Source organism: Pseudomonas sp. Nvir, assembly GCF_963778085.1.
Taxonomy (GTDB): domain Bacteria; phylum Pseudomonadota; class Gammaproteobacteria; order Pseudomonadales; family Pseudomonadaceae; genus Aquipseudomonas; species Aquipseudomonas juntendi.
Window position 1 is genome coordinate 3362197 of the sequence record NZ_OY970405.1, and the last position, 23324, is coordinate 3385520.

Annotated in this window: 22 protein-coding genes and 6 pseudogenes; 16 read left to right on the forward strand and 12 right to left on the reverse strand. The window is 61.2% G+C overall.

Translation table 11 applies throughout. From position 1 onward, the window contains the following. Positions 1-53: 53 nt before the first annotated feature. The 5 genes and pseudogenes from nthA to AACG97_RS28090 form a co-directional block, all read left to right on the forward strand. Positions 54-635 carry a nitrile hydratase subunit alpha gene (gene nthA, locus AACG97_RS16250; protein WP_009685495.1) on the forward strand — a complete coding sequence of 194 codons (582 nt, stop codon included), beginning with the start codon at positions 54-56 and terminating at the stop codon, positions 633-635. Positions 636-675: 40 nt separating this feature from the next. Continuing rightward, complete coding sequence (gene nthB / locus AACG97_RS16255; RefSeq protein ID WP_009685496.1) at positions 676-1338, forward strand: nitrile hydratase subunit beta; 663 nt, start codon at positions 676-678, stop codon at positions 1336-1338. Continuing rightward, positions 1335-2624, forward strand: a complete 1290-nt coding sequence (locus AACG97_RS16260) for a GTP-binding protein (protein WP_197885292.1) — start codon at positions 1335-1337, stop codon at positions 2622-2624. The genes nthB and AACG97_RS16260 overlap by 4 nt, the downstream gene beginning before the upstream one ends. Then, positions 2611-3609, forward strand: a pseudogene (locus AACG97_RS16265) (PAS domain-containing protein); the annotation flags it as partial. The gene AACG97_RS16260 and the pseudogene AACG97_RS16265, both read left to right, overlap by 14 nt. 30 nt (positions 3610-3639) lie before the next feature. Further along, positions 3640-3897 (forward strand): annotated as a pseudogene (locus AACG97_RS28090) (methyl-accepting chemotaxis protein); the annotation flags it as partial. A 77-nt stretch (positions 3898-3974) separates the two neighbouring features. Here the strand turns inward: AACG97_RS28090 and AACG97_RS16270 are convergent. Beyond that, a complete protein-coding gene (locus tag AACG97_RS16270; RefSeq protein ID WP_318782797.1) occupies positions 3975-4085 on the reverse strand; it encodes an AraC family transcriptional regulator in 111 nt (36 codons plus the stop codon). A gap of 801 nt (positions 4086-4886) precedes the next feature. On the opposite strand from AACG97_RS16270, the pseudogene AACG97_RS16275 reads away from it, so the two are divergent. Continuing rightward, a pseudogene (locus AACG97_RS16275) lies at positions 4887-5072 on the forward strand (type II toxin-antitoxin system PrlF family antitoxin); the annotation flags it as partial. Continuing rightward, positions 5072-5194: pseudogene (locus tag AACG97_RS16280) on the forward strand (toxin YhaV); the annotation flags it as partial. The pseudogenes AACG97_RS16275 and AACG97_RS16280, both read left to right, overlap by 1 nt. 2 nt (positions 5195-5196) lie before the next feature. Here AACG97_RS16280 and AACG97_RS16285 read toward each other — a convergent pair. Then, positions 5197-5646, reverse strand: a complete 450-nt coding sequence (locus AACG97_RS16285; protein WP_144188497.1) for a winged helix-turn-helix transcriptional regulator — start codon at positions 5644-5646, stop codon at positions 5197-5199. 98 nt (positions 5647-5744) lie between these two features. Here AACG97_RS16285 and AACG97_RS16290 point away from each other — a divergent pair, with 98 nt between their 5' ends. The 4 genes and pseudogenes from AACG97_RS16290 (at position 5745) to AACG97_RS16305 (ending at position 9393) form a co-directional block, all read left to right on the forward strand. Next, positions 5745-6686 (forward strand): aromatic alcohol reductase, encoded by a 942-nt coding sequence (locus AACG97_RS16290; RefSeq protein ID WP_197885294.1) that lies wholly within the window; start codon positions 5745-5747, stop codon positions 6684-6686. A 174-nt stretch (positions 6687-6860) separates the two neighbouring features. Continuing rightward, complete coding sequence (locus AACG97_RS16295) at positions 6861-8204, forward strand: chloride channel protein (protein ID WP_225786242.1); 1344 nt, start codon at positions 6861-6863, stop codon at positions 8202-8204. A gap of 223 nt (positions 8205-8427) precedes the next feature. Next, positions 8428-9006 (forward strand): annotated as a pseudogene (locus AACG97_RS16300) (GNAT family N-acetyltransferase); the annotation flags it as partial. A 27-nt stretch (positions 9007-9033) separates the two neighbouring features. Further along, on the forward strand, positions 9034-9393 hold the full coding sequence (locus AACG97_RS16305) for a cupin domain-containing protein (RefSeq protein WP_177433779.1): 360 nt from the start codon (positions 9034-9036) through the stop codon (positions 9391-9393). 31 nt (positions 9394-9424) lie between these two features. Here AACG97_RS16305 and AACG97_RS16310 read toward each other — a convergent pair whose 3' ends face one another. From AACG97_RS16310 to AACG97_RS16320, 3 genes and pseudogenes are all read right to left on the reverse strand, one after another. Next, positions 9425-9841 (reverse strand): DUF6691 family protein, encoded by a 417-nt coding sequence (locus tag AACG97_RS16310; protein ID WP_115294269.1) that lies wholly within the window; start codon positions 9839-9841, stop codon positions 9425-9427. A gap of 1 nt (position 9842) precedes the next feature. Beyond that, positions 9843-10268 (reverse strand): YeeE/YedE family protein, encoded by a 426-nt coding sequence (locus AACG97_RS16315; protein WP_054889761.1) that lies wholly within the window; start codon positions 10266-10268, stop codon positions 9843-9845. 147 nt (positions 10269-10415) lie between these two features. Next, positions 10416-10892 (reverse strand): annotated as a pseudogene (locus tag AACG97_RS16320) (universal stress protein); the annotation flags it as partial. A gap of 309 nt (positions 10893-11201) precedes the next feature. Here AACG97_RS16320 and AACG97_RS16325 point away from each other — a divergent pair. Then, the gene (locus tag AACG97_RS16325; RefSeq protein WP_115294268.1) at positions 11202-11438 is read left to right on the forward strand and encodes a hypothetical protein; all 237 of its coding nucleotides are present in this window, start codon (positions 11202-11204) and stop codon (positions 11436-11438) included. Between the two features lie 338 nt (positions 11439-11776). On the opposite strand, the gene AACG97_RS16330 is transcribed toward AACG97_RS16325, so the two are convergent. Further along, a complete protein-coding gene (locus AACG97_RS16330) occupies positions 11777-13324 on the reverse strand; it encodes a sensor histidine kinase (protein WP_029885619.1) in 1548 nt (515 codons plus the stop codon). Between the two features lie 248 nt (positions 13325-13572). Next, on the reverse strand, positions 13573-13755 hold the full coding sequence (locus tag AACG97_RS16335; protein WP_009685512.1) for a hypothetical protein: 183 nt from the start codon (positions 13753-13755) through the stop codon (positions 13573-13575). Between the two features lie 368 nt (positions 13756-14123). Here AACG97_RS16335 and AACG97_RS16340 point away from each other — a divergent pair, with 368 nt between their 5' ends. Both AACG97_RS16340 and AACG97_RS16345 read left to right on the forward strand, forming a co-directional pair. Then, positions 14124-15131 (forward strand): zinc-binding alcohol dehydrogenase family protein, encoded by a 1008-nt coding sequence (locus tag AACG97_RS16340; RefSeq protein WP_115294267.1) that lies wholly within the window; start codon positions 14124-14126, stop codon positions 15129-15131. Between the two features lie 139 nt (positions 15132-15270). After that, the gene (locus AACG97_RS16345) at positions 15271-16128 is read left to right on the forward strand and encodes an SDR family oxidoreductase (RefSeq protein ID WP_009685514.1); all 858 of its coding nucleotides are present in this window, start codon (positions 15271-15273) and stop codon (positions 16126-16128) included. A 28-nt stretch (positions 16129-16156) separates the two neighbouring features. Here the strand turns inward: AACG97_RS16345 and AACG97_RS16350 are convergent, their stop codons facing one another. Together AACG97_RS16350 and AACG97_RS16355 are read right to left on the reverse strand one after the other, a co-directional pair. Next, positions 16157-18229, reverse strand: a complete 2073-nt coding sequence (locus AACG97_RS16350) for a hybrid sensor histidine kinase/response regulator (protein WP_178097511.1) — start codon at positions 18227-18229, stop codon at positions 16157-16159. Positions 18230-18435: 206 nt separating this feature from the next. Continuing rightward, positions 18436-20034, reverse strand: a complete 1599-nt coding sequence (locus AACG97_RS16355; protein WP_197885297.1) for a histidine kinase famiy protein — start codon at positions 20032-20034, stop codon at positions 18436-18438. 212 nt (positions 20035-20246) lie between these two features. On the opposite strand from AACG97_RS16355, the gene AACG97_RS16360 reads away from it, so the two are divergent. After that, entirely contained in the window at positions 20247-21470 is a 1224-nt protein-coding gene (locus AACG97_RS16360; RefSeq protein ID WP_029885622.1) for a zinc-dependent alcohol dehydrogenase, read from the forward strand. A gap of 27 nt (positions 21471-21497) precedes the next feature. Here the strand turns inward: AACG97_RS16360 and AACG97_RS16365 are convergent, their stop codons facing one another. The 3 genes from AACG97_RS16365 to AACG97_RS16375 all read right to left on the reverse strand — a co-directional run bounded on the left by AACG97_RS16365 (position 21498) and on the right by AACG97_RS16375 (position 22656). Then, on the reverse strand, positions 21498-22022 hold the full coding sequence (locus AACG97_RS16365) for a hypothetical protein (RefSeq protein ID WP_115294265.1): 525 nt from the start codon (positions 22020-22022) through the stop codon (positions 21498-21500). 59 nt (positions 22023-22081) lie between these two features. Further along, the gene (locus tag AACG97_RS16370; protein WP_009685520.1) at positions 22082-22240 is read right to left on the reverse strand and encodes a hypothetical protein; all 159 of its coding nucleotides are present in this window, start codon (positions 22238-22240) and stop codon (positions 22082-22084) included. A gap of 119 nt (positions 22241-22359) precedes the next feature. Continuing rightward, entirely contained in the window at positions 22360-22656 is a 297-nt protein-coding gene (locus AACG97_RS16375; protein ID WP_009685521.1) for a DUF6555 family protein, read from the reverse strand. A 188-nt stretch (positions 22657-22844) separates the two neighbouring features. Here AACG97_RS16375 and AACG97_RS16380 point away from each other — a divergent pair, with 188 nt between their 5' ends. Further along, a complete protein-coding gene (locus AACG97_RS16380; RefSeq protein WP_009685522.1) occupies positions 22845-23309 on the forward strand; it encodes a hemerythrin domain-containing protein in 465 nt (154 codons plus the stop codon). The last annotated feature ends 15 nt before the right edge of the window (positions 23310-23324 follow it).

Genomic DNA, 23324 nt, shown 5'->3' on the forward strand with positions numbered 1-23324 from the left:
AACCAAAACAGCAATAACCACCGATAACCGTGTCGAACGAGAGGAGTAATCCCATGACGGCAACCTCAACCCCTGGCGAGCGGGCGCGGGCACTGTTTGCAGTGCTCAAGAACAAGGACCTCATTCCCGAGGGCTACATCGAACAGCTCACCGAACTCATGGAACATGGCTGGAGCCCGGAAAACGGCGCGCGCATCGTCGCCAGGGCCTGGGTCGACCCGCAGTTCCGCGAACTGCTGCTCAAGGACGGTACCGCCGCCTGCGCCCAGTTCGGTTTCACCGGCCCGCAAGGCGAATACATCGTCGCCCTGGAAGACACCCCGCAGGTCAAGAACGTGATCGTCTGCAGCCTGTGCTCCTGCACCAACTGGCCGGTGCTGGGCCTGCCGCCGGAGTGGTACAAGGGCTTCGAGTTCCGTGCGCGGCTGGTCCGGGAGGGGCGTACGGTACTGCGCGAGCTGGGCACCGAGTTGCCCGACGACGTGCTGGTGAAGGTCTGGGACACCAGCGCCGAAAGCCGTTACCTGGTGCTGCCGCAACGGCCCGCGGGCTCGGAGGACATGAGCGAAGAGCAGTTGCGGCAACTGGTCACCAAGGACGTGCTTATCGGTGTCGCCGTGCCCCGGGTTGGCTGAGCCGGTCCACCCACTTCATTCACCTTCCGGAGTATTCAATATGGATGGCTTCCACGATCTCGGCGGTTTCCAGGGCTTTGGCAAAGTGCCCCATCGCATCAACAGCCTGAGCTACAAGCAGGTATTCAAGCAGGACTGGGAACACCTGGCCTACAGCCTGATGTTCATCGGCGCCGATCACATGAAGAAGTTCAGCGTCGACGAAATACGTCACGCGGTCGAACGCATTGATGTGCGCCAGCATGTCGGTACCGAGTACTACGAGCGTTATGTGATCGCCACCGCCACGTTGCTGGTCGAGACCGGCGTCATCACCCAGGCCGAACTGGATGAGGCGCTGGGCTCGCACTTCAAGCTGGCCAACCCCGCCCACGCGAAAGGGCGCGCGGCGATCACCGGGCGAGCGCCTTTCGAAGTGGGCGACCGGGTCATCGTGCGCGATGAATACGTGGCCGGGCATGTGCGCATGCCGGGGTATGTGCGCGGCAAGCAAGGCGTGGTGCTGCACCGCACCACCGAACAGTGGCCGTTCCCGGATGCGATCGGGCATGGCGACCAGAGCGCTGCGCACCAACCGACCTACCATGTCGAGTTTCGCGTGCGCGACCTGTGGGGCGATGCCGCAGACGATGGGCGGGTGGTGGTAGACCTGTTCGAAAGCTACCTGGACAAGGTCGAAGGTTCGGGAGCGGCGCGCCCATGAGCAATAGCGCCCAGGCGGGCCGACTGCCGGTGACGGTCCTTTCGGGCTTCCTCGGCGCAGGCAAGACGACTTTGCTCAACCATATCCTGCGCAACCGCCAGGACCTGAAGGTGGCGGTTATCGTCAACGACATGAGCGAGGTCAACATCGATGCCTCCGAGGTGCAGCGCGAGGTTGCGCTGCACCGTGGCGAGGATGAATTGATCGAGATGAGCAACGGCTGTATCTGTTGCACCCTGCGCGCCGACCTGCTCGAGCAGATCAGCGCGCTGGCGCGCCAGCAGCGCTTCGATTACCTGTTGATCGAGTCCACCGGGATTTCCGAGCCGATGCCGGTCGCCGAGACCTTTGCCTTTCTCGACACCAACGGCTTCAGCCTTAGCGAGCTGGCGCGCCTGGATACCCTGGTGACGGTGGTCGATGCCAGCCAGTTCATGGCCTTGCTCGACTCGGCCGAAACCGTCGCCCGTGCCGACGCCACGACCGATACCCCCAGGCGCCCACTGGCCGATCTGCTGATCGAGCAGGTCGAGTACGCCAATGTGATCCTGGTCAACAAGTGCGACCTGGTCGATGAGGCCGGCTACCAGGCGTTGCGGGCGATTCTGGCCGGACTCAATCCGGGGGCGCAGATCCTGCCGATGGTCGCCGGCAACGTAGCGCTGTCGAGCATCCTTGGCACCGGACTGTTCGATCTGCCCAGCCTTGCCGGAGCACCTGGCTGGATGAAGCAGATGGACGCGCACGACACGCCGGTAGCCGAGTCGGACACCTATGGCGTGGTCTCGTGGGTGTTTCGCGAGCGCGCCCCGTTCCATCCGCAACGCTTGCTCGAGTTTCTTGCCCGTCCCTGGCGCAACGGTCGGTTGCTGCGCAGCAAAGGCTATTTCTGGCTCGCCAGTCGCCACCGCGAAACCGCACTGCTGGTACACAGCGGCAAGCAATTCCAGTGGGATTACGTGGGGCATTGGTGGCGTTTCATCGACCCGTCGCAATGGCCGCAAGACAAATATCGCCTGCAGGGCATCACGGCCAAGTGGGACAGCATCGTCGGTGATTGCCGCCAGGAACTGGTGTTCATCGGCCAGGACCTGGACATCCAGGCGCTGCAACGCGAGCTCGACCACTGTCTGTTGAGCCCACAGGAAATCGCCAGTGGCCCGTCGGCCTGGCCAGCGTTGCCCGGGGCGGCCGACTTCGACAGCCAGGCCTTGTCGATACGGCAGGCGCAGGCACCGTCGGCTGATGCCGCCATACAACCGGAGGTGTCGCATGCTGTTGTTTAATCGCACCAGCCGCTGGGTGTTGGCCCAGCTGGCCGACCGCCTGGAGCAGCCCGACCAGCCGAGCGCGCCGTTGTCTTCGGCCAATCCGCTGTTGCGGCGGATCCTGGCAGGCGTGGAGCGCGTGCTGCAGGAGCGACGGGAACTCAAGGAACAGGCTCGCGCGCTTGCTTCGCAGGTCAGCCAGCTGGAGCAGCGCCTGGCTGAGCGCGAGGCACTCGTGCAGCAACTGGAGGCGCGCTGGACACTGGTCACCCAGGGCGCGGATGAGTTGTTCTGGCAACTGCAGCCAACGACCGCCGCCACCCCGACGCCGGACTGTGCCATACAGTGGACAGGCTCGGCCTCGCTACAGGCGCCACGCCTGGCCCGGTTTGGGCAGTGGAGCGAGCAACTGCACCCTGCCGACCGGCAACCCCACATGCAGGCACTGGCCCGGCACTTGGCCGATCGCAGCGGGCGCACGCCGTTTGCGCTGGACGTGCGTATGAAACCAGCGGCCGGCGGTGACTATCGCTGGTGCCGGATCAGCGGCAGTTCGCAGCGCGACGCCCACGGTGTCGCGGTGGCCACGGCGGGCACCCTGCGCGACATCCACGAGCAGTACCTGCGTATCCAGGAATTGGAGCTGGCCGCTGAACGTTTCGATATTTCCCGCGAGATGCTTCACGACGGCCTATGGGATATCGAAGTGGTGGCGGGCGATCCGGCCAACCCGGGCAACACCATCTGGTGGTCGTCGCAGATGCGCAGGCTGCTGGGCTGCAGCACCGTCGAAGAGTTTCCCAATACCCTGGAAAGCTGGACCTCACGCCTGCATCCCGACGACAGCGCGCGCGCCATTGCAGCCTTCGTCGCCCACGTGGAAGACCACAGCGGCAATACCCCGTTCGATGTGGAATATCGGCTCAAGCACCAGAGCGGCAACTACCGCTGGTTCCGCGGCCGCGGGCAAACCCGCCGGGGTCAGGACGGGGCACCGCTGCGGGTAGTCGGGGCTATCACCGATATCCATGCCCGCCATGAGGAAAGCACCATTCGCGAGGCCCAGGCGCAACAGCACCAGGTGATGCAGGAGACCCTCGCCAAGCTTACCCATATCGTCGCCACCATCCAGGGTATCGCCAGCCAGACCAACCTGCTGGCCTTGAACGCCGCCATCGAGGCAGCGCGGGCAGGTGAAGCCGGACGCGGTTTTGCTGTGGTCGCCGACGAGGTGCGCAAGCTGGCCACGCGCACCAGCCAAGCCACTCAGCAAGCGGCGCAGATGATCGACAACTAACCGAGCGCGATGGACCAATAACGGTGCTTCGTGATCGCTCTACAGCCTCGCGTTGCATCTGTAGCAAAGTATCAACGCAGGGAGGAAAAATACTGGGTAGGCGATTTACCCAGCGCTTTCTTGAACATCGTGATAAAAGCGTTAACAGAGTCATAGCCCAGAATGCCCGCCACACGCTGCACGGATACCCTTCCGCCAATTGACTCAGTGCGATCATCAAATGCAACTGTTGGCGCCAGCGCCCGAAGCTCAGCCCGGTCGTGCTCTCTACCAGCCTTGCCAGCGTTCGTTCGCTGGTTGCAAGCCTAGTGGCCCCCTCGCGCAAAGTGGTTCGGTCACCGGGATCTGCAAAGAGCGCATCTGCGATCTGTTTGATCTTGGGGTTGTCTGATATTGGCAGGTGGGCTCAACGAACAGAAAGCAGGTACGGGCGTTTTCGGTTACGCGGCAACTGTGCGACGTGCCGCCGGGGATCCATACGGCGTGCTGGGGAGGTACAAGCCAGAGTGGCTACTTCTACCTGGGGGACGGCGTGAGCATCAGCCGGCACAGAGCCCCACAAACACTTCCCCATTTGAGCAACCTCCACCGCAGTGAAGCAGTGAAGCAGTGAAAACGTTGCTATGGATATTTGCCTGCGTTGAGTTGCCCTTCGACTGCGATCCAATGCGAACTGATTATCTGGGTCCGGTTAATGGCTGAACTTCAATACAAGCATCCATACATCGCTTGCACAGTTCTCACTACCTGGGCGATCACACAGCCCTAGGGGTTGCGCTGTCGCGCAGAAATCCCAATTCGTAAGCGCCTCGCGGGTTGTATGGGAGCGGGCGTGTCGAGGCGTCGAACAGCCGCGAAGAATCCAACGCGGTAGCTGGCACCGGCTACGCCGGTATTCGCGGCGGTTCGACGCCTCGACATGCCCGCTCCCACAAGCCCCCGCTAAATCAATAAGTTGTGGGTTGTTATGTGAGAGGCGCCGAATCAGCCGCGTAGAGACCACCCATGAAGACCCTGCCATCAGTGCATTCCTGGGTTTGCTGGAGGCTGATATCCGAAGCGGACCCAACCTCACCACCCTACAGGAAGACATGGCGCAAACCATGCTCGCCAACGCAAACCACTCCGTAAACCTGGACGAAGATATCGACGGTGAGGTCGCGCTCTGATGGTGCGACATAGCTGGACACTGTTATTGCATGACGGTGTGACTTTACAGCTACGCAAATTGCAAGAAGCCGCCGCCCAGACCGAGCAGAACGACCCGCAAGGTTTTGAGAGCAACCCTAACGATTATTCCGGATCAAAGCGTGCCGGGGTGGGGATTTGCCAGGCGGGCTTTCTGTCATCTTGACTGTCGAAAGCGCGACGCGCCGCGCGAAATTCCTCAGCGTTTTCGACAACCCACATCCAAACGGGGGACATCCGTACCAACAGTTCCATCCCCAGCGGCGTCAGCTCATATTCGACGCGCGGCGGAATGTCCCCGAACTCCCGTCGAAGCAGTAATCCATCCCGTTGCATGGCGCGGAGCGTTTTGGTCAGCATTCGCTGGGTCACCCCGGTCATCTGCCTTTTTATCTCGGCGTGGCGCATCGAGCCGTACACACCCAAGGCATGCAGGATGCCCAATGACCATCGGCTACCTGCGTGAGCGAGGACTTCCCGCCTGACGCCATCATCCTCTTCTCGGAGCGTTTGGCAGATAGCTTCTGCCTGGCTCAGAGCATCCTGATTAGCCATTTATTCCTCCCAGGTGTCACACGTGTGCCTTCTTACGAGTACGGCTTGGCCATGCCAGCATTCGCTCATTGTACAGGCCTTACACCTCAGGAGAAATCATGATCGAAACAACCCCGCTATCCCCTCAATCCATTCTGGTTCTCGGCGCCGGTGAACTGGGTCTCCCGGTGTTGCGCAACCTCGCGCGAGTGGCCAAACGCGCACCCGGCTCCCAAATTAGCGTTCTTCTCCGGGGCTCGACCATCAACACCCAGGTGCCGGAGAAAAAGGCCGAAATAGACGAGCTTCGGGGGCTGGGCATTCAGATGGTCACTGCGGATCTGGTGAACGATTCAATTGAACACCTAGCAGGCGTGTTCGCCGGGTTCGATACCGTCATAGGCTGTGCCGGCATGGTCGCGGGTCGGGAAACCCCCATGAAGTTGGCAACAGCAGCGCTGAGGTCGGGCGTGAAGCGCTACTTCCCGTGGCAGTTTGGTGTGGATTTCGAAGTGATCGGTCGGGGCAGCCCCCAGGATCTTTTCGATGCTCAACTCGACGTACGCGAGGCGCTTCGCGCGCAAGATAAAACTGAATGGGTAATTATCTCGACGGGCATGTTCACCAGCTTCCTTTTCGAGCCCGTGTTTGAAGTCGTCGATTTCGACAATGACACCGTTAACGCTCTCGGCGGTCTCGAGAACAGCGTGGCGCTGACTACCCCAGACGACATCGGCGCTCTCACGGCGGAAATCGTCTTCTTCGAACCTCGCTTGCGCAACGAGATTGTCTATCTTGCAGGCGACACGGTTTCGTATGGGCAAGTCGCGCACATCCTCGAGCACGCGCTGGGTCGTCCTTTCAAAACCAACGTGTGGACTGTCCCGCACCTGATGGACGAATTGAGAAAAGACCCTACTCATCACATCAAAAAGTACCGTGCTGTATTCGCTCAAGGCAGAGGGGTGGCTTGGCCAAAAGCGGTAACCTTCAACGAACAGCCGGGGATTCCAGTAACCACCGCAGAGCAGTGGGCTCGGGCGAATCTTGCGAGCAAGTGAGCGCGACGACAGAAGCTGGCTTGCGAGAAACGCCTCGGCTCGACAGGGGATGCTGAACGACGAAAAGCCCAAGCCTATCCACACAGCACATCCGATCCCTGCGCCGTATTTGAGTAGGCCAGCCTGCGAAAACACGCCATACTCACGGCTTTACAACTCAGCCATGTGTGGGCAATGTCCGAACCCAGCCGTCCAGTCCCTTCCCTCTTTCGTCATTCACGCTGGCGAGAATGGCGTCAGCGGCTGGCGTTCTGGATCGGGGCGCTGCTGGTAGGGCTGGTTGCACTGGCTTTTGCTTGGCTGGCCGACGAGGCCTTCGCCTCGTTCAAGCGCTTGGTGGTCCGGGCACCCTGGGCTCCCCTGCTGATAACCCCAGTGGGTTTCGCCCTGCTGGCCTATCTGACGCAACGCTGGTTTGAGAATGCCAAAGGCAGTGGTATTCCCCAAGTCATCGCTGCCCTGGAAATACCCTCTCGACGGCTGCGAGCCCGGTTACTCTCGCTCCCTGTGGCTGCCGCACGCATGAGCCTGACTTTGGGCGCGCTGCTGGTCGGAGGCTCGGTTGGCCGCGAAGGCCCCACCGTGCACATCGGCGCGGCTGTGCTCTATACCTTTGGCCGGCGCCTGGGCCTGCATGGCCGGCGAACAATCGCAGGCCTGGTGCTCGCCGGCGGCGCAGCAGGTATCGCAGCGGCCTTCAATACCCCATTGGCGGGCATTGTGTTTGCCATCGAGGAATTGAGCCGCACGTTCGAGCAACGATTTAGCGGGCTGGTGCTCACTGCGGTACTGATCGGCGGCGCCGTCACCCTCGGCTTGATGGGGCATTACGCCTATTTTGGCGAAATCAGCGGTCGTGTGCCGACGGGCTGGGGCTGGAGCGTCGTACCGGCTTGTGCAGTGCTGGGTGGGCTGCTGGGTGGCTTTTACGCCAAGCTTGTGCTGCCAACCGACAAGGGATTGCTAGGCCGCCTATGTGCGGCACGCGGGCGTTATCCCGTGCGTTTCGCTGCGTTCTGTGGGCTGTTGCTGGCCACTTTGGGGCTCGTGTCTGGCAATCATGTATTTGGCACTGGGTACGAAGAAACACGCGCTTTGCTTGAAGGCCAGCCCATCACGGACTCAAGCTTTCTGCTGTGGAAGTTCTTGGCCAATGTCGTTTCCTACCTCTCCGGTATTCCTGGCGGTCTGTTTTCGCCCTCGCTCAGCATAGGTGCGGCATTTGCGCCCGTGTTGGGTTTGATCCCCAGTGTCGACCCGCAAGCATGCGCACTGCTCGGCATGGGTGCCTACCTGGCGGGTGTCACGCGCTCACCACTCACTGCCTCGGTCATCGTGCTTGAACTAACGCACAGCCCGGACCTGGCCATTCCCATGCTGGCAGCGACACTGATGGCCGCCGCCATCTCTGGCTGGGTATCGCCCGTCTCGCTCTATCATGCTCTGGCCAGGCAGATCATCGACAAGCTGCAGGTTCCGGCGCCGGCCGTTTCCAAACCTGGCGCTCGCGAGCAGTGAATAATCCTGCTTTTCCCGCCTGATGACACGCGCCTGGGACTCGAGCATCCGGGCCGAAAAATTGGTGTTGGCCAAGGTCCTGACCAGCGGATGCACCCAAGTGCATGTTCGTACCGTCGCGCATTGTGCCGACAGTGTTCGCCTGGAGCATCATGCCCGCCTTGCAAAGCACCTACCCTCCCCCGGTCAACGGTGTAAACCCGCCACCCCGCCACCCGATCCCATGGAAGCCCTGGACATGCTTACCCACTTCAGACCTGCCGAGGCCTCGGACGCGCCCGATATCGCGCGCTTCTTTCAACTGACATCAGAAGGCATGGCCGATTACATATGGAGCAAGCTGGCCGCGCCGGGAGAAGCATTGCTGAGTGTGGGCGCGGCTCGCTATGCCAGGGAACAGGGCGATTTTTCATACAGGAATTGCCTGATGGCCACCTGCGAAGGTCGCGTCATCGGCATGATGCACAGCTATGCACTGCATGCGGCCCCTGACCGGCAGGTCGAGACAGACCCGGTACTCGCGCCTTACGCCGACATGGAAATACCCGACACCCTGTACATCTCCAGCCTGGCCCTGGATGAGGCCTGGCGCAGCCAGGGCCTGGGCGTGCAGTTCCTTCGCCACGCCCAGCAACGCGCCGAGGACCTCGGCTTGCAGGGCCTGTGCCTGATCGACTACGCGGAAAACCACGGTGCACGGCGCTTCTACGAACGCCATGGCTTCAAGATCGTGAAAACCTGCCAGATCGTGCCGCACCCGATGCTCGCCGTCACCGGCGAAGCCTATTTAATGTATCGCCCTAACCCCCAACCCGCACGAGAAATAACCATGACCCAGAAACTGACCGTGTTCCGCGAAATGGATATCCAACCGGTGCGCGACCTGCCCTTCTTCGAAGAGGTGGTGGAAGGCGACCCGCACACGCTGACGTCCAAGTACTACCACGATGAACCGCAAGGTCGTATTTCCGGCGAATGGGAGGCCAGTACCGGAGCGTGGCGTATCGACTACAAAGTCTGGGAATTCTGCCATGTGTTGAGCGGGCGCTGCGTGATCGAGCTCGACGGCTGTGCGCCGGCCACCCTCGCCGCTGGCGACACGTTCATCATCGAGCCCGGCGCCAAAGGCAAGTGGACTGTGCTGGAGGACATGAAAAAGAACTTCGTGATCCTCGTGCCCGCAAACTAGTCGGCGCAGGCGCGTGGGCGCGCCTGTCAATTCAGCGGCGTGACGCTTCCACGGCGCTGAATACCAGCATGCCCACGAGCATGGCCGCCACGAACAGCCAGGCTTGCCAGTAGCCGCCAACCAGCAGCACCAGTGCCGGGCCCGGGCAGATGCCAGCGATCCCCCAACCGACCCCAAACATGAGGCTGCCGCCCACCAGCCGCCGGTCGATGTCGCGCCGCGTCGGCAACTGCATCCGGCCACCCAGCAACGCCACGCTGTGCTGCCGCGCCCAGGTCATGGGCAGCAAAGCGATGCCGATGGCGCCAACCATGACCACCGCCAGCGAGGCATCCCAGCGCCCGGCCAGGTCGAGAAACCCGAGCACTTTCGCGGGGTTTGCCATGCCGGATAGCAACAACCCCAGGCCGAACAACACGCCAGCCAGAAAACCACTGAGCCGCTGCATGTCAGTTACCTGCCAGCACATGACGAAGGATATAGACGGTGGCAAACCCGGCCACCATGAAACTCAGCGTTGCTACTGCCGAGCGCGGCGACAATCGGGAAAGGCCACACACACCATGGCCGCTGGTGCAGCCTGCGGCGTAACGGGTGCCGAGGCCGACCAGCAGCCCGGCGACCACCAGCCACCCGGGCGAAACCGTAAAGTGCGCGGGCGGCAGGGCCGTAAACAGTTGCCACAGCAACGGCGCGGCGAGGATGCCGAGCAGGAACGACGCTTTCTCGCCACGCCCCTCTCCGCCACGTTGCAGCAACGACCCGAGCAGGCCGCTAATACCCGCGATACGCCCATTGGCCACGGCAAACAGCGCAGCAGCCAGGCCAATCAAGGCGCCGCCTGCCAGCGCCGTCCAAGGGGTGAAATCGTTCATGCACAGCGCCTCGAAGAATGCCACGTAAGGGAAACACCGACGTCGACATTATGGCATTGCTGGCAGGCAGCCTCCATTGACGGTCGCGAACAGTGCCTGTGCCAACGCACCGCAGGTGCTGTCGTGCAGCCCATCACAACTGCCAAGTCAACCTTGAGAACGCTCGGGCGAGATCACCAGCACACTGGACGACACGCGGTGCAGTACCCGTTCGGCCGTACTGCCAATGAACCAGCCAATACCGCGGTGGTGATAGCTGCCCATCACCAGCACGTCGGTGTCATGGTTGTCCATGAACAGGGCCAGCGCCTTGGCCGGGTCACCGATGCGCATATGGCGGTGCTCGGCCGCTATGCCGTTGCGCTCGGCCAGCGCCTGGAAGGCATCGCTCTGGGCTTCATGAAGTGTGTGCGCCAAGTTGGAGTCGAACAGGAAGGCGTGTTCCCGACTACCGTCGGCGTCCAGGTACATCGAGCCCAGGTCGTAGGCATAGAGCAACTCGATTTGCGCATTGCACTGCAAGGCCAGTTTCAGCGCCTCGCTGATGATCTGGTCATTGAAACCCTCGATCTGACCCTCTGGCCTGGACAAGTCCACCGCCGCCAGGATGGTGCGGGGCCATGCTCGGCAGACTTGACGTTTGTCAACTGACGCGCTCACGACAACGGCATTCATCCCAACGCGGGTATTTGACGCAGATCAACCGGTTGCCGGACGCCAGTCACAACCTGACCCCATCGCAACGCCCTCACCCGTCAGGCAAGGTATCGTCAACCTGCGCGGCAGCCTGGTGGAAACACTCGACATGCCGGCTCTGCTGGCCCTGGAGAAAGGCGAGCCTGCCAATGGAAGACTGCAAGCCCTGACCGTGCCATGCTAGATACGCTGATGGCAGTAGCGCCGCTGCTGCGCAATCGATAGAGGTTCACTAGCATGGACGACCCACTCGCCAAACTCGACCACTACATCGAAACCCTCGGCCCCATCGCCGATGCCCTCGAGCAGCAGGTTGGCCCCTGCCCCGGTACGCGCCCAGCGCTGATCGCGTGGCTGATGGAATGGAAGGGCAGCCACCCGGCACACAGTAAAATCGAGGCTGATCCGCCCTGCTTGCCTGCCAGCCTGAAAGCGGCCTACCGCCAATGGGCGAAACTGCAGGCCAGCGAATAAAGGTAATCAGCCCGCTTAGCGATTGCCGCAGGCCGCTGCGCACGGAGCATTGCGAGGTTACCTGCGGTCGCACGCTGCTGGAGACCGATGGCGACCTCAGCCAGTATCTGTACCCTGCCGAGGTCACCCGCCCGGGCTTGTCAGTACTGCCCGCCGAACACCGGCCCGAATACAGCTCGCCGCCTGCGGCCGGGCTATACAGCTGCGTAGGCTGGGGATTTGCGACCTACCATGAGGCTGAAGATACGCGCTGCTGCGAACGTTGTGGCCATGGCGTCTGGTCGCCGGCCCTGGACGCCTTGCCCAGCCGATAAGGCAGGCTGCCAAAGCCGGCAAGGCTAGAGCTTGAAGCGGACATGAATACAGCTCTTGCTGGCCTGGCGGTCGATGGTCACCGCGGCGCTACCATACCCGGAATAGCTTTTGACCAAGCGCATACCCAGGCCGGTGCCCGTCGGCTTGGGGTAGTTGTCCGGGAAGCCATCGCCTTCATCGCGAACGGTGAGCAATGCATGGTCGCCTGCATGCTTGACCAGCACCTCAATGGTGCCTTTGCCGTACTTGAGCGCGTTGGTGATCAGCTCGGAGATGACCAGGCCCAGGGGCGCCATACGCTCAGGCGGCAGCACGAAATCATCTGCCTCCAGAACGATCTTGCGGTCTGCCAAGGCCTTGCCCAGATCGCCGAGCAATGCATTCAGATATTCTTCAGCATGCACGCCTTGGTCTTCAGCGGTCTGGTACAGCCGCTCGTGAACACTGGCAATGGTGACTACCCGGCCAGCCGCGGTTTCAAGCTGCAGCTTGACCGCCGCGTCGGCTGCCAGGTTTGCCTGCAGCAGCAGCAGTGTGTTCACCAGGTGCAAACTGTTCTTGACCCGATGATGAATCTCCTCCAGATAGAGGTCGCTGCGGTCTTGCCTGGTGTTCTGCGCCTCGATCAGGGACAGCAGTTGGGCCTCGTACTGATGCCGTGCGGTGATGTCGCGCGAAACGGCGATCACTCGCTCAACCTGGCCATTCACGCCCATGATCGGCGCCACCGTCACATCCCACCATTTCGGCTCAGTAGCCGATAACGGGCAATACGCTTCGAACCGAATGGTCTCGCCAGCGCCGACTTTACACAGCGCCTCCCACACAATCGACCTCGATTCCTCTGGCCACAGCTCATGCCAGCGCTGGCCTGTGACTTCGGCAGCGCTGGTGTTCATGAAGGTCAGGCCAGCTTCGTTCATGAATTCGATGTGCCCGTCGGCAGACATGATCTCCACCCAGTCAGGGCTGGCATTGAGGATCGTCTCGGAATAGGGGTCGGGGTGAGGCGCCTCGACCCCTGCGGCAATCCGTTCGGCAGCCAGTGAAATGACGGTAGCGATCCCTTCCAGGAACACCAGGTCGCTTTCCACGAAATCCTCACCATTGCTGCTGTCGGCCTCAAGCACGCCGAATGGGCCGAGTACACCGCGAATCGGTACATTGATCGCGCGCTCGATACCGTATTTTTTCAGCAGCTCAGGGGTGCGGAACCTATTTTCCATGCCCAGATGGTTCGACAGTACCGGCCTGTAGGTGGCCAGCGCATACCCTGCCGGGCTGGCTTCATCTGCACCCACGGTAGCCCTGCCGATGTCTGCAGCATCCCAGCCAACCCCATGGGACAGGACGAAACCGTCGCCGTCCAATTCAGGCTGGAGCACCTTGGCGTAGCGCGTATTCATGCCCTCGGCAACCACTTCACAGGCGCGCGTCAGCAGCAGGTCGAGTTCTGTGACCTGCAACGACACCACGCCAAACTCGACAACCAGCTCATGTTGTCGGTGAAGGCGTGCATGGGTTCGATTCAAGGCTGCACGGATCGTTTCGTCCGTAGGTAGCTGCTGCATAGGGTTCCCTTTGTAGTGTGCAGGAACGCGTCCAGCCTCCATACGCGGCGAAGGCGGTTCGCTTACCGCCCTCCTACGATAGCCGCTAATCGATGTACGCGCGCCAGTGCTCGCCCCGCTGCGCCAGCGTAGGGCTGGACTTCAATGGTCACTTTACGCGGTAAATTCAGGGGGCGGTGCATATTATGACGAGGCGTGCAGCAGCGCTGTGCCTGTTCAGCCGGTGGGTGGCGCCCCCTGCAGCGTTGCTACAGCTCATACGGGGTGGCCATGGGCCGCGTAGCACGCTGGCTCAAACCTTCTACTGCGGTAACCCGGGCAATTTCAATACCATTGCGCACGATGACAACCACCGTGCCATAGATGACTTGTTCGAGGATGTACTCAAGGCTGGTCTGGGCTTCGGACAGGTCATATTTGACGTGGTGCACGATGGCGTTCCTTTTGGGAGGTTCGATTGGGGTGAGATTCACCCCGCAGGCAAGCGGCCCGTGTAAGGCCACATGCTGGTCAATATGATGATGCGCCCGCCGGGGAATGTGCTGCCTAAAAACGCCACCGCCGAAAAGATTTTCGATTGTTTATTCTGATTCTCCAGAATTTGCACATTATCTATTCATGTAAGTGAATGCCTGATCACTTCACAGCCCCATCAGGGCAAGCGCAAACCGGGGCCGGGTCGCGAGGCCCTCAATGCATTTTCACGCCTGCAGAGAAAGTCTTGCTTCATGCAGGCTGTTTTTCCAATCAATTGAAATGCTTAGCCTGCACCCACTTTCCCAGCCTCTGGATACAACCCATGAAAGCCGTCGTCTATACCCAACCCGGTTTGCCCATTCAGGACCCACAGTCGCTCTACGACACAGAATTGCCCGCGCCCCAGGCGGGTGCCAGGGATCTGCTGGTCGAGGTCAAGGCCATTGCGGTAAACCCGGTCGATACGAAAATACGGGCAAGCCGTGGCGGCCAACAGCCACAGGTGCTTGGCTGGGACGCTGTCGGGGTTGTGCGCGAGGTGGGCCCTGAAGTGACGTTGTTCAGACCCGGCGACGAAGTGTTCTACGCCGGCGCCATCGACCGCCCGGGCAGCTACAGCGAGCTGCATGTTGTTGACGAGCGTATCGTCGGGCACAAGCCCCGTAGTTTGAATAACGCTGATGCTGCGGCGTTGCCGTTGACCTCCATCACCGCCTGGGAGTTGCTGTTCGACCGCCTGGGCATTGCAGAGCAGGCTGGCCAAGGGCAAAGCCTGCTGGTGGTCGGCGCTGCCGGCGGGGTGGGTTCCATCCTGATCCAGCTTGCCAGCAAGCTTACCCAATTGACGGTGATCGGTACCGCCTCCAGGGCTGAAAGCCAACAGTGGATCGAGGAACTGGGTGCGGATCATGTCATCGACCACACCCGGCCGATCGCCGCTCAGCTTGCAGCGCATGAACTCGAGTGCGTGGATTATGTGATCAGCCTGACGCACACCGATACCTACCTGGGCCAATTGGTAGAAGTGCTTCGCCCACAAGGCAAGCTGGCGCTGATCGACGATCCGGCGCAGCTGGATGTCGTGCCCCTCAAACGCAAGTCACTGTCGCTGCATTGGGAGCTCATGTTCACCCGCTCGCTGTACCAGACCGACGACATGATCAAGCAACATCATCTGCTCGAACGTGTCTCCAGCCTGGTCGACAAGGGCGTGCTGCGGACAACCCTGGGCGAGCACTTCGGTGCAATCAATGCCGAGAACCTCCGGCGTGCGCACGCCGTCATCGAGAGCGGCAGGGCCCGGGGCAAGATCGTGCTGGAAAGCTTCTGACCGGAGCGCGAAGCAATCGCGCCTTGGTTCACGAGCAGGGGTGGCACCGCTCGTCGCTTCCTCGGCGCATTGGAACCAACGCGCAGGTACCAGCCTCCTCGAACGGGTATGAGCATTCTCAACTGCAGGAGCTTTTACCATGCGCGACTACCCTACCCCGCCGTTCCCGTCTCAACCGCAGAGCGTTCCTGGTACGCAGCGCAAGATGGAGCCATACCCGGATTGCGGCGAGCAGTCCTATACCGGCCATGGCCGGCTTGCAGGCAAGATCGCCCTGATTACAGGGGCCGACAGTGGCATCGGCCGGGCGGTGGCCATCGCTTATGCCCGGGAAGGTGCAGATGTTGCCATCAGCTACCTCGACGAGCATGAGGATGCGCAGGAAACCGCACGCTGGGTCGAGGCGGCAGGCCGCCAATGCCTGCTGCTGCCTGGTGACCTGGCGCACAAGCAACACTGCCAGGCCATCGTGGCCAAGACCGTCGAGCGGTTTGGCCGCATCGATGTCCTGGTGAACAATGCCGCGTTCCAGATGGCCCACGAAACCCTGGAGGAAATTGACGATGATGAATGGGTGAAAACCTTCGATATCAACATCACCGCCATTTTCCGCATTTGCAAGGCGGCGTTGCCTTCCATGCCCAAGGGCAGCTCGATCATCAATACCAGTTCGGTGAACTCCGACGACCCCTCCCCCAGCTTGCTGCCGTATGCGGCGACCAAAGGTGCCATCGCCAACTTCACGGCCGGCCTGGCGCAGTTGCTGGGCAAAAAGGGCATTCGCGTGAACAGCGTAGCCCCGGGGCCCATCTGGACCCCGTTGATTCCGGCGACCATGCCCGATGAGGCGGTCCGGAACTTCGGCTCCGGCTACCCCATGGGGCGCCCTGGGCAACCCGTCGAGGTTGCGCCGATCTACGTGCTGCTGGCATCTGACGAAGCCAGCTACATCAGCGGGTCGCGCTATGCCGTGACAGGTGGTAAACCGATTCTTTGAGGGCAGAGCCGCCCTGCCAACCCCGGCATTATCCTTCGGGCTGCGCGCCCAGCATGGCATGTACCCTGGCCACCAGTTCGTCTACGGCGAAAGGCTTGGTCAGTAAAGCCGATGGGTCGCGCAGAAGCTCGTGCTCGAACAATGCCGGGTTGGTGAAACCCGTCATGAAGATAACGGGCAGCGCCTTGCGAATCTGGCGGCTGGACGACGCCATCTGAAGACCGTCAATGCCGCCAGGCAGCCCGACATCCGTTACCAGCAAATCGATGCGTGTGTCGGAAGACAACAGCTGCAAGCCCGCCTGGCTATCCGCCGCCTCGATGACCGTACACCCCAAACCGCCGAGCACATCACTGACGAACAGGCGCACGGAGGGTTCATCGTCAACGACCAGTACAGTACGGTCAGACCATCGGCCACACAGGCCATGCTCGAGTGCTGCACGGCCCGCCAACTGCGGCTGGCCCCTCTCTGCCGGCAGGGACAATTCAACCCGCGTCCCTACCCCCTCCTCAGAACTGATCCTTACCTGGCCACCCGATTGCTTGGCAAAACCGTAGACCATCGACAAGCCCAGCCCAGTGCCTTCGCCTATCGACTTGGTGGTGAAGAACGGCTCGCACGCCTTGGCGAGCGTATCTGCACACATGCCCATGCCGTTGTCGTTGACGCTGATGGTCAGGTACTCGCCTGGCTGCAGTTCGGCATCCAGCCCAGGGCCTGCCTCCAAGGTATGGTTGGCCGTGGCGATCGTGATCGTGCCAGGCTTCTGCGCCAGGGCATCGCGGGCATTGATGCAAAGGTTCAACAGGGAGTTTTCGACCTGTACCGGGTCAACCAGGCACGTGGCCAACTGCGCGTTCAGATTGACCTTGAGGGCAATCGACGGTCCGACCGTGCGGCTGATAAGGTCCTTCAAACCCTCGACCAGCTCATTGACATCGGTGCGCACGGGCAGCAACGGCTGCCGACGGGAAAACGCCAGTAACCGGTGGGTCAACGCTGCGGCCTTCTGCGCTGCCCGGTGCGCGACTTCGAGGTAGCGCTCAACGTCTGCAGTGCGCCCAGCCTTGCCGCGCATCCGGGCAAGGTCAAGGCTGCCAATGATGCCTGCCAGCAGGTTGTTGAAATCGTGGGCGATGCCACCAGTGAGCTGACCGATGGCTTCCATTTTTTGCGCCTGGCGCAGTGCCTCCTGCGCCGCCTCACGCTCGGCAACCGCTTCGCAGACCCGCTTTTCCAGCGTGCGGTTCAGCTCCAGCAGTTCAGCTTCCGCCTGCTTGCGCCCGGAAACGTCAATCGATGAGCCGATCAGGCCGATGATCTGCCCGGCTTCATCGACCAGCGGGGCCTTGACTGATAACCAAGTGGTTGCCGAGCCATCGGGCATGTCGACCCGCTCTTCAACCTGCACGGTCTTGCCGCTGCCCATCACCAGCCGATCCGTTTCCATCACCTGGCGCGCCTGGTCCTTGTCTTCCAGGAACTCCAGGTCGGTCTTGCCCAGGTAGAATTCGGGCGGTTTGCCAATCAGCTGCGTCGCGCCGTGGTTGGCAATCAGCATCCTGCCGTCGAGATCCTTGGCGTAGACCACGCCCGGCACGGCGGCCGTGAATGTGCGCAACAGCGCCGAGACCCGATCGCGTTCCGCTTCGGCGGCCCTGCGCGCTTCGATGTCCATGAGCACACCCGGGAACCGCACGGCTCGCCCGCTATGGTCCAGCTCGGCATGGCCGTTGGCTTCGATCCAGTGGTAGACACCCTCCTCGTTACGCACGCGGTATTCACAGCGAAACGCTCCGCCGTTGGCCACTGCCCGCTGGATATCCTGATGCACCCGCTCACGGTCATCGGGGTAAATCGCCGAAAACGCTTCAGCCAAGGGGATGCCGGCCTGACACTGCTGCGCAGGAATGCCGAACGAACGGGAGAAACGCTCGTCTGCAGTGACCCGATCGTTGGGAATATCCCAGACCCAAGTACCGACGATAGCGGCTGCCTCCAGCACAAGTCGCAATTTTTCCGAGGAATCATCTGCAATAGAGAGTAATTCAGAACGGGTATTCAATGCCGACGGTGCGGCAACCCCCTCTTTATTCATGATTCACCTCTGTGGGAGCGTCATAATCCTGGCAATGTCGGCAGCCGCTGCTCACCGACATGTGACGCTGGTACAGGTCACGGACCAGGCTGTAGACGAAGGTGTACAGAGCCTATGACCCTAGCGCAAGTGTTGGACCACAAGCAGGTGCAAACAATTCAATAACTTGCAAGGGCTTGCTCAGTCGTGCAGCCGCTGGCCGCGGCTCAGGTGACGCCGGTAGGCCCATCCAGCACCTGCCTGACCCGCCGTGCCAGGTCATGGGGCTGGCAAGGCTTGGATATCACCTCGAACTCCGAGCCGCCGATGTCGGTGCGCTCGATCGAATTTTCAGCATAGCCAGTCGTGAGCAATACCTTGATCTGCGGTTGCAGCCTGCGCACCTCCCGGGCAAGCATGACGCCGTTCATGCCGCCTGGCATGATCAGGTCGGTGAACAACAGGTCGTAGCGCTCGCCAGCCTGGATAAGCTTCAACGCTTCCCGCGCATTGAGCACCATGTCGGCTGCGTAGCCGTAGTCCTCGAGCACCATTTTTGCCAGCTCTGCCACATCCGGCCGGTCTTCCACGATGAGGATACGCTCTGAGCCCCCACTGCGTTCGGCGGTCTTCACGGCGGGCTGCTGGACGACCTTGGCGTCGTCGACGGGGAAGTACAGGCGCAGGGTCGTGCCTTCCCCCTCTTCGGTGTAGATGCGCGCAGCACCCCCGGATTGCCTGGCGAAGCCGTAGACCATCGACAGGCCCAGCCCCGAGCCCTTGCCCTCTTCCTTGGTGGTGAAAAACGGGTCCATGACGCGGTCACGGATGCTGGCCGGCATGCCTATACCATTGTCGGTCACGGACAGGCTGACATAGTTGCCGGGCAAAAGGCCGTCGAAGGAATGGTTGATGTCGGTGACCAGCACATTGCGGGTTTCAATGAACACGTGCGGGCGCTTGCGCCCTATCAGCGCGTCGCGCGCGTTCATGAAGATATTGAGCAGTGCCACTTCGGCCTGCGTGGGGTCGATGCGGCAATTGTGCAGGTCGGCCTCGAAGTCGAACTCCACCAGAACATCGGCGCCGAAGGTCCGCTCCATCATGGGCCGCAGGTCCTCGACCAGGTGGTTGAGGTTGAGCACGCGCCCATGCAGTTTCTGCTTGCGGGCGAAGGCCAGCAACTGCTTGGTCAGCGTGCTGGCGCGCTCCACCGCCGTCTGCGCGTGCCCCACACTGCGGCGGATGCGATTGAGGTCGACCTGAGTCTTGTCAGCCTCATTGGCGATCAGCCCCAGGTACCCACCCATCACCTGCAACAGGTTGTTGAAATCGTGGGCGATGCCGCCGGTAAGTTGGCCCAGCGCCTCCATTTTCTGGGCCTGGCGCAAGGCGTCCTCGGCATCGCGACGGCGACTGACGTCCAGTTGCGAGGCAAAGTGATAAATCAGGTCGCCGCGCTCATTGAAGATCGGCGAGATGAACAGCGCGTTCCAGAAGCTGGAGCCATCCTTGCGGTAATTGAGAATTTCCGTGGCGATATCCACACGCTGTTCGATGCTCTCACGCAAGGTTGCGACCACCTCGGTATCGGTTTCCGGGCCTTGCAGGAACCGGCAATTGCGCCCGAGGATCTCTGCCAGCTCATAGCCGGTCATGTCGAGGAACGCCCGGTTGGCGAAAATGATGGGGTTATCGTCACGGTTGGGATCGGTGACGATCATGGGCATCCGCGTGGTTTCCACGGCCGCGAAGAACATGTCGTGGGGCAGCTCGGAAATATCCCCTGAAGCCTGGTTACTGACGCGGGCCTTTTTACTGCTCACGGAAAACTCCTCGATCATTACCGATGCAGGTCCAATCTGGACAACGACAGCGGGCAGATTGCTCAATGCAGACAGCAGCGCTGCCGGGCCTGCGCTGCCGGCGCATGTGGCCCACCGAATTTGCCAATAAATTGCCGTTTCTGAACATTGCCGACTTGCCGAGTTCCCCGGCATGGACCATCTTGAAAGCAGCCACCGCAGGAGTCGTATCCATGAGAGCACTGACTTACCACGGGCCACAGGACGTTCGCGTCGACAATGTTCCGGATCCCATCCTCGAGCACGACGACGACGTCATCTTGCGAGTCACCGCCACAGCCATTTGCGGTTCTGACTTGCACCTGTACCACGGCAGGATTCCGGAGACCGAAGCTGGCGACATTTTCGGCCACGAATTCATGGGCATCGTCGAAGAAACCGGGCGCGGGGTTACCCACTTGCAGGTCGGTGACCGCGTGGTGATCCCGTTCGTGATCGCCTGTGGTAGCTGCTTCTTCTGCCAGCTCGACCAGTTCGCCGCCTGCGAAACCACCAACCGAGGCCGCGGCGCCATCGTCAACAAGAAAAGCATCCCACCCGGCGCCGCCCTGTTCGGTTACAGCCACCTCTACGGTGGCGTGCCCGGCGGCCAGGCCGAGTATGTGCGCGTGCCGAAGGCCAATGTCGGCCCGTTCAAGGTGCCGACGGCACTGTCCGACGACAAGGTGTTGTTCCTCTCCGATATCCTGCCCACCGCCTGGCAGGCGGTTACCAACGCCCAGGTGGGCCAGGGTTCGACGCTGGCGATCTACGGTGCCGGGCCGGTCGGGCTGCTGAGTGCCGCCTGTGCGCGGATGCTGGGCGCCCAGACCATCTTCATGGTCGATGCCAACCAGCACCGCCTGGCCTTCGCCCACGACACCTATGGCGTAGTGCCGATCAATATCGAGGACGACGACGACCCGGCCGACAGCATCATCCGCCTCACCCCGGGTATGCGTGGGGTAGATGCCGTGATTGACGCGGTGGGTTTCGAAGCCAAAGGCAGTACCGCCGAAGCGGTGTTGACCGCACTGAAGATCGAGGGCAGTAACGGCAAGGCGCTGCGCCAGAGCATTGCCGCTGTACGCCGCGGGGGCATCGTCAGTGTGCCGGGGGTATACGCCGGGTACGTACACGGGTTCATGTTCGGCGATGCCTTCGACAAAGGCCTGACCTTCAAGATGGGCCAGACCCATGTGCAGAAGTTCCTGCCCGAACTGCTCACCTGTATCGAGAACGGGCGCCTGCAACCCGAACTCATCGTGACCCATCGCATGGCCCTGGAGGAGGCGGCCTTCGCCTACAAGATGTTCGATCAGAAGAGCCACGACTGCCGCAAGGTCATACTGGTTCCAGGTGCTGCGCCAAGTAACCTGGCCGCGAGCGTTGGCACAGGGTTACCACGCCATCGTTGAGGCGAGGTCTGCTACCGGCGGCGTTGCTCAGGCCAGCTGGATGAACACCGCATAGGCACCCAGGATCAGCCAGAACACCAGGAATATCCACGGTGTACGCAGCGAGAACAACAGCGACTTACGGTGCCCGGCCTGTGATGTTTCCGTCTCACTGAACAGAGGCGACTCGTCATAGGCCAGGCCCATCAACGGCTCGCTGCGCAGCAAATGGCTCTGTTTGAGTTGCCAGTGCTCGATGATGCGATAGGCCGCGCGGATACCGGGCCAGGCATTGAGCGAGCTGAGTATGCCAAGCAGGGCCAGAAACGGCGGCACCATCAGGGTGAACATTTCGCCCCAGCTCTGGTTGAGGTTACCCATCGATGACACGAACGCGATGACCAGAAATGACTGTGCGGCCAGGTAGGCGTCGGTGCGGTTGGCAAGAATACTGGTCTCATACTGGATTTCACCGCGATAGAAATCCAGCCGCTCCTTGGGTGAGCCGAACATATGGGCGTTGTGCGCGCTGACCTCATGCTCCGGCGTGGTGGGGGTTATGATGCGCGGCACAGGTCGGCTCCTGATGGGTGAGATCTAATGAACCCTGGCGGTTGCAAGCACGCCCAGCCTCAGGCGCCGTGCTCACCCTTCTCGCGCGCTTCCTTCTGGGCGGTGGAGTCATGCGAAGTGCCCCCGGAGCCATCCGGGCGCTGGGCATCGTTGTCGCGCTCCTGTTCGCCGGTGGTTTCGGCCTGCTCGGTGGCTTTGTCCTTCTCTGACGCTGTCATGGTGCTTATCCTCTGCTGTGTGGTGGTAATGAGGGCCGGTAACATGAATCTGTAGCCCCCGACGAAGTTAAGCGAGTCTTGCCAAAGCAGGATCAACGGCAGGCGGCGTGCAGGCGGTATCAGCTTTTGCCCGGCCCGCCATTCGAGAACTTCTTCACATCAATGGGCTGGGCAACGAACTCCGGGCCATCCCCCGAGGCGCGCCAGCGCACATTCCCGATGCCATAGCGCTCAGCCATGGGGCGGCTGACCTTCTTGATCGTGTGCTGGCCAAAGCGGGGAATGATTCCTACGCCTGCATCACAGCTCGCCCAGTGCCAGGCCTCGGCGTTGTCCATACGCCCCAGGCGGATAATGAAGGTGCGGAATTCACCGTGAAGCTCATACTCGATCACATACAACTGCTGCCCTGCCATTGGACTCTCCTCCATCGATTCAGGTTAATGGAGTGAACCGACGCTAGAAAATTCAGAAATTTTTGACCACTTGGTCATTCCCCTGCTCAGTATGCCGGTTCGCTGATCAACCGCATTGAACCTTGCCGCTTGCCGCTGGCTCAACACTTCGCGACCGTGACCTTTTTCCCGCCTATGAGGGGTACCACATGAACGCAATCGAACTGTTGATCCAGGACCACCAGTTGGTGAAGAAACTGCTCGAAGAACTGTCCTCGACTACCGAGCGCGCGGTAAAGAAGCGTGCCGAGCTGCTTGCACGGATCAAGCAGGAAGTCGACATCCACACGGCCCTGGAAGAAGAGATCCTGTACCCGGCGATCAAGCAGGCCGGTGGCAAGGAAGAGGCCAAGATGTATTACGAGGCCAAAGAGGAACACCGCACTGTCGACTCGCTGGTCATCCCGGACTTGCTGCACACCGAAACCGGCACTGTAGAGTTCGCCGGCAGGGTCAAAGTGATGAAGGAGCTGCTCGAACACCATATTGAGGAGGAAGAAAGCGAGCTGTTCCCCACTGCCCGGAAGCTGTTGGGCAAGCAGGAGCTGGAGGAAATGGGGCTGGCCATGGAGGCGCAGAAGAAATTGCTCAAGGAAGAGCAGCGAGCGGCCTGACCTTGGCCTGCGCGC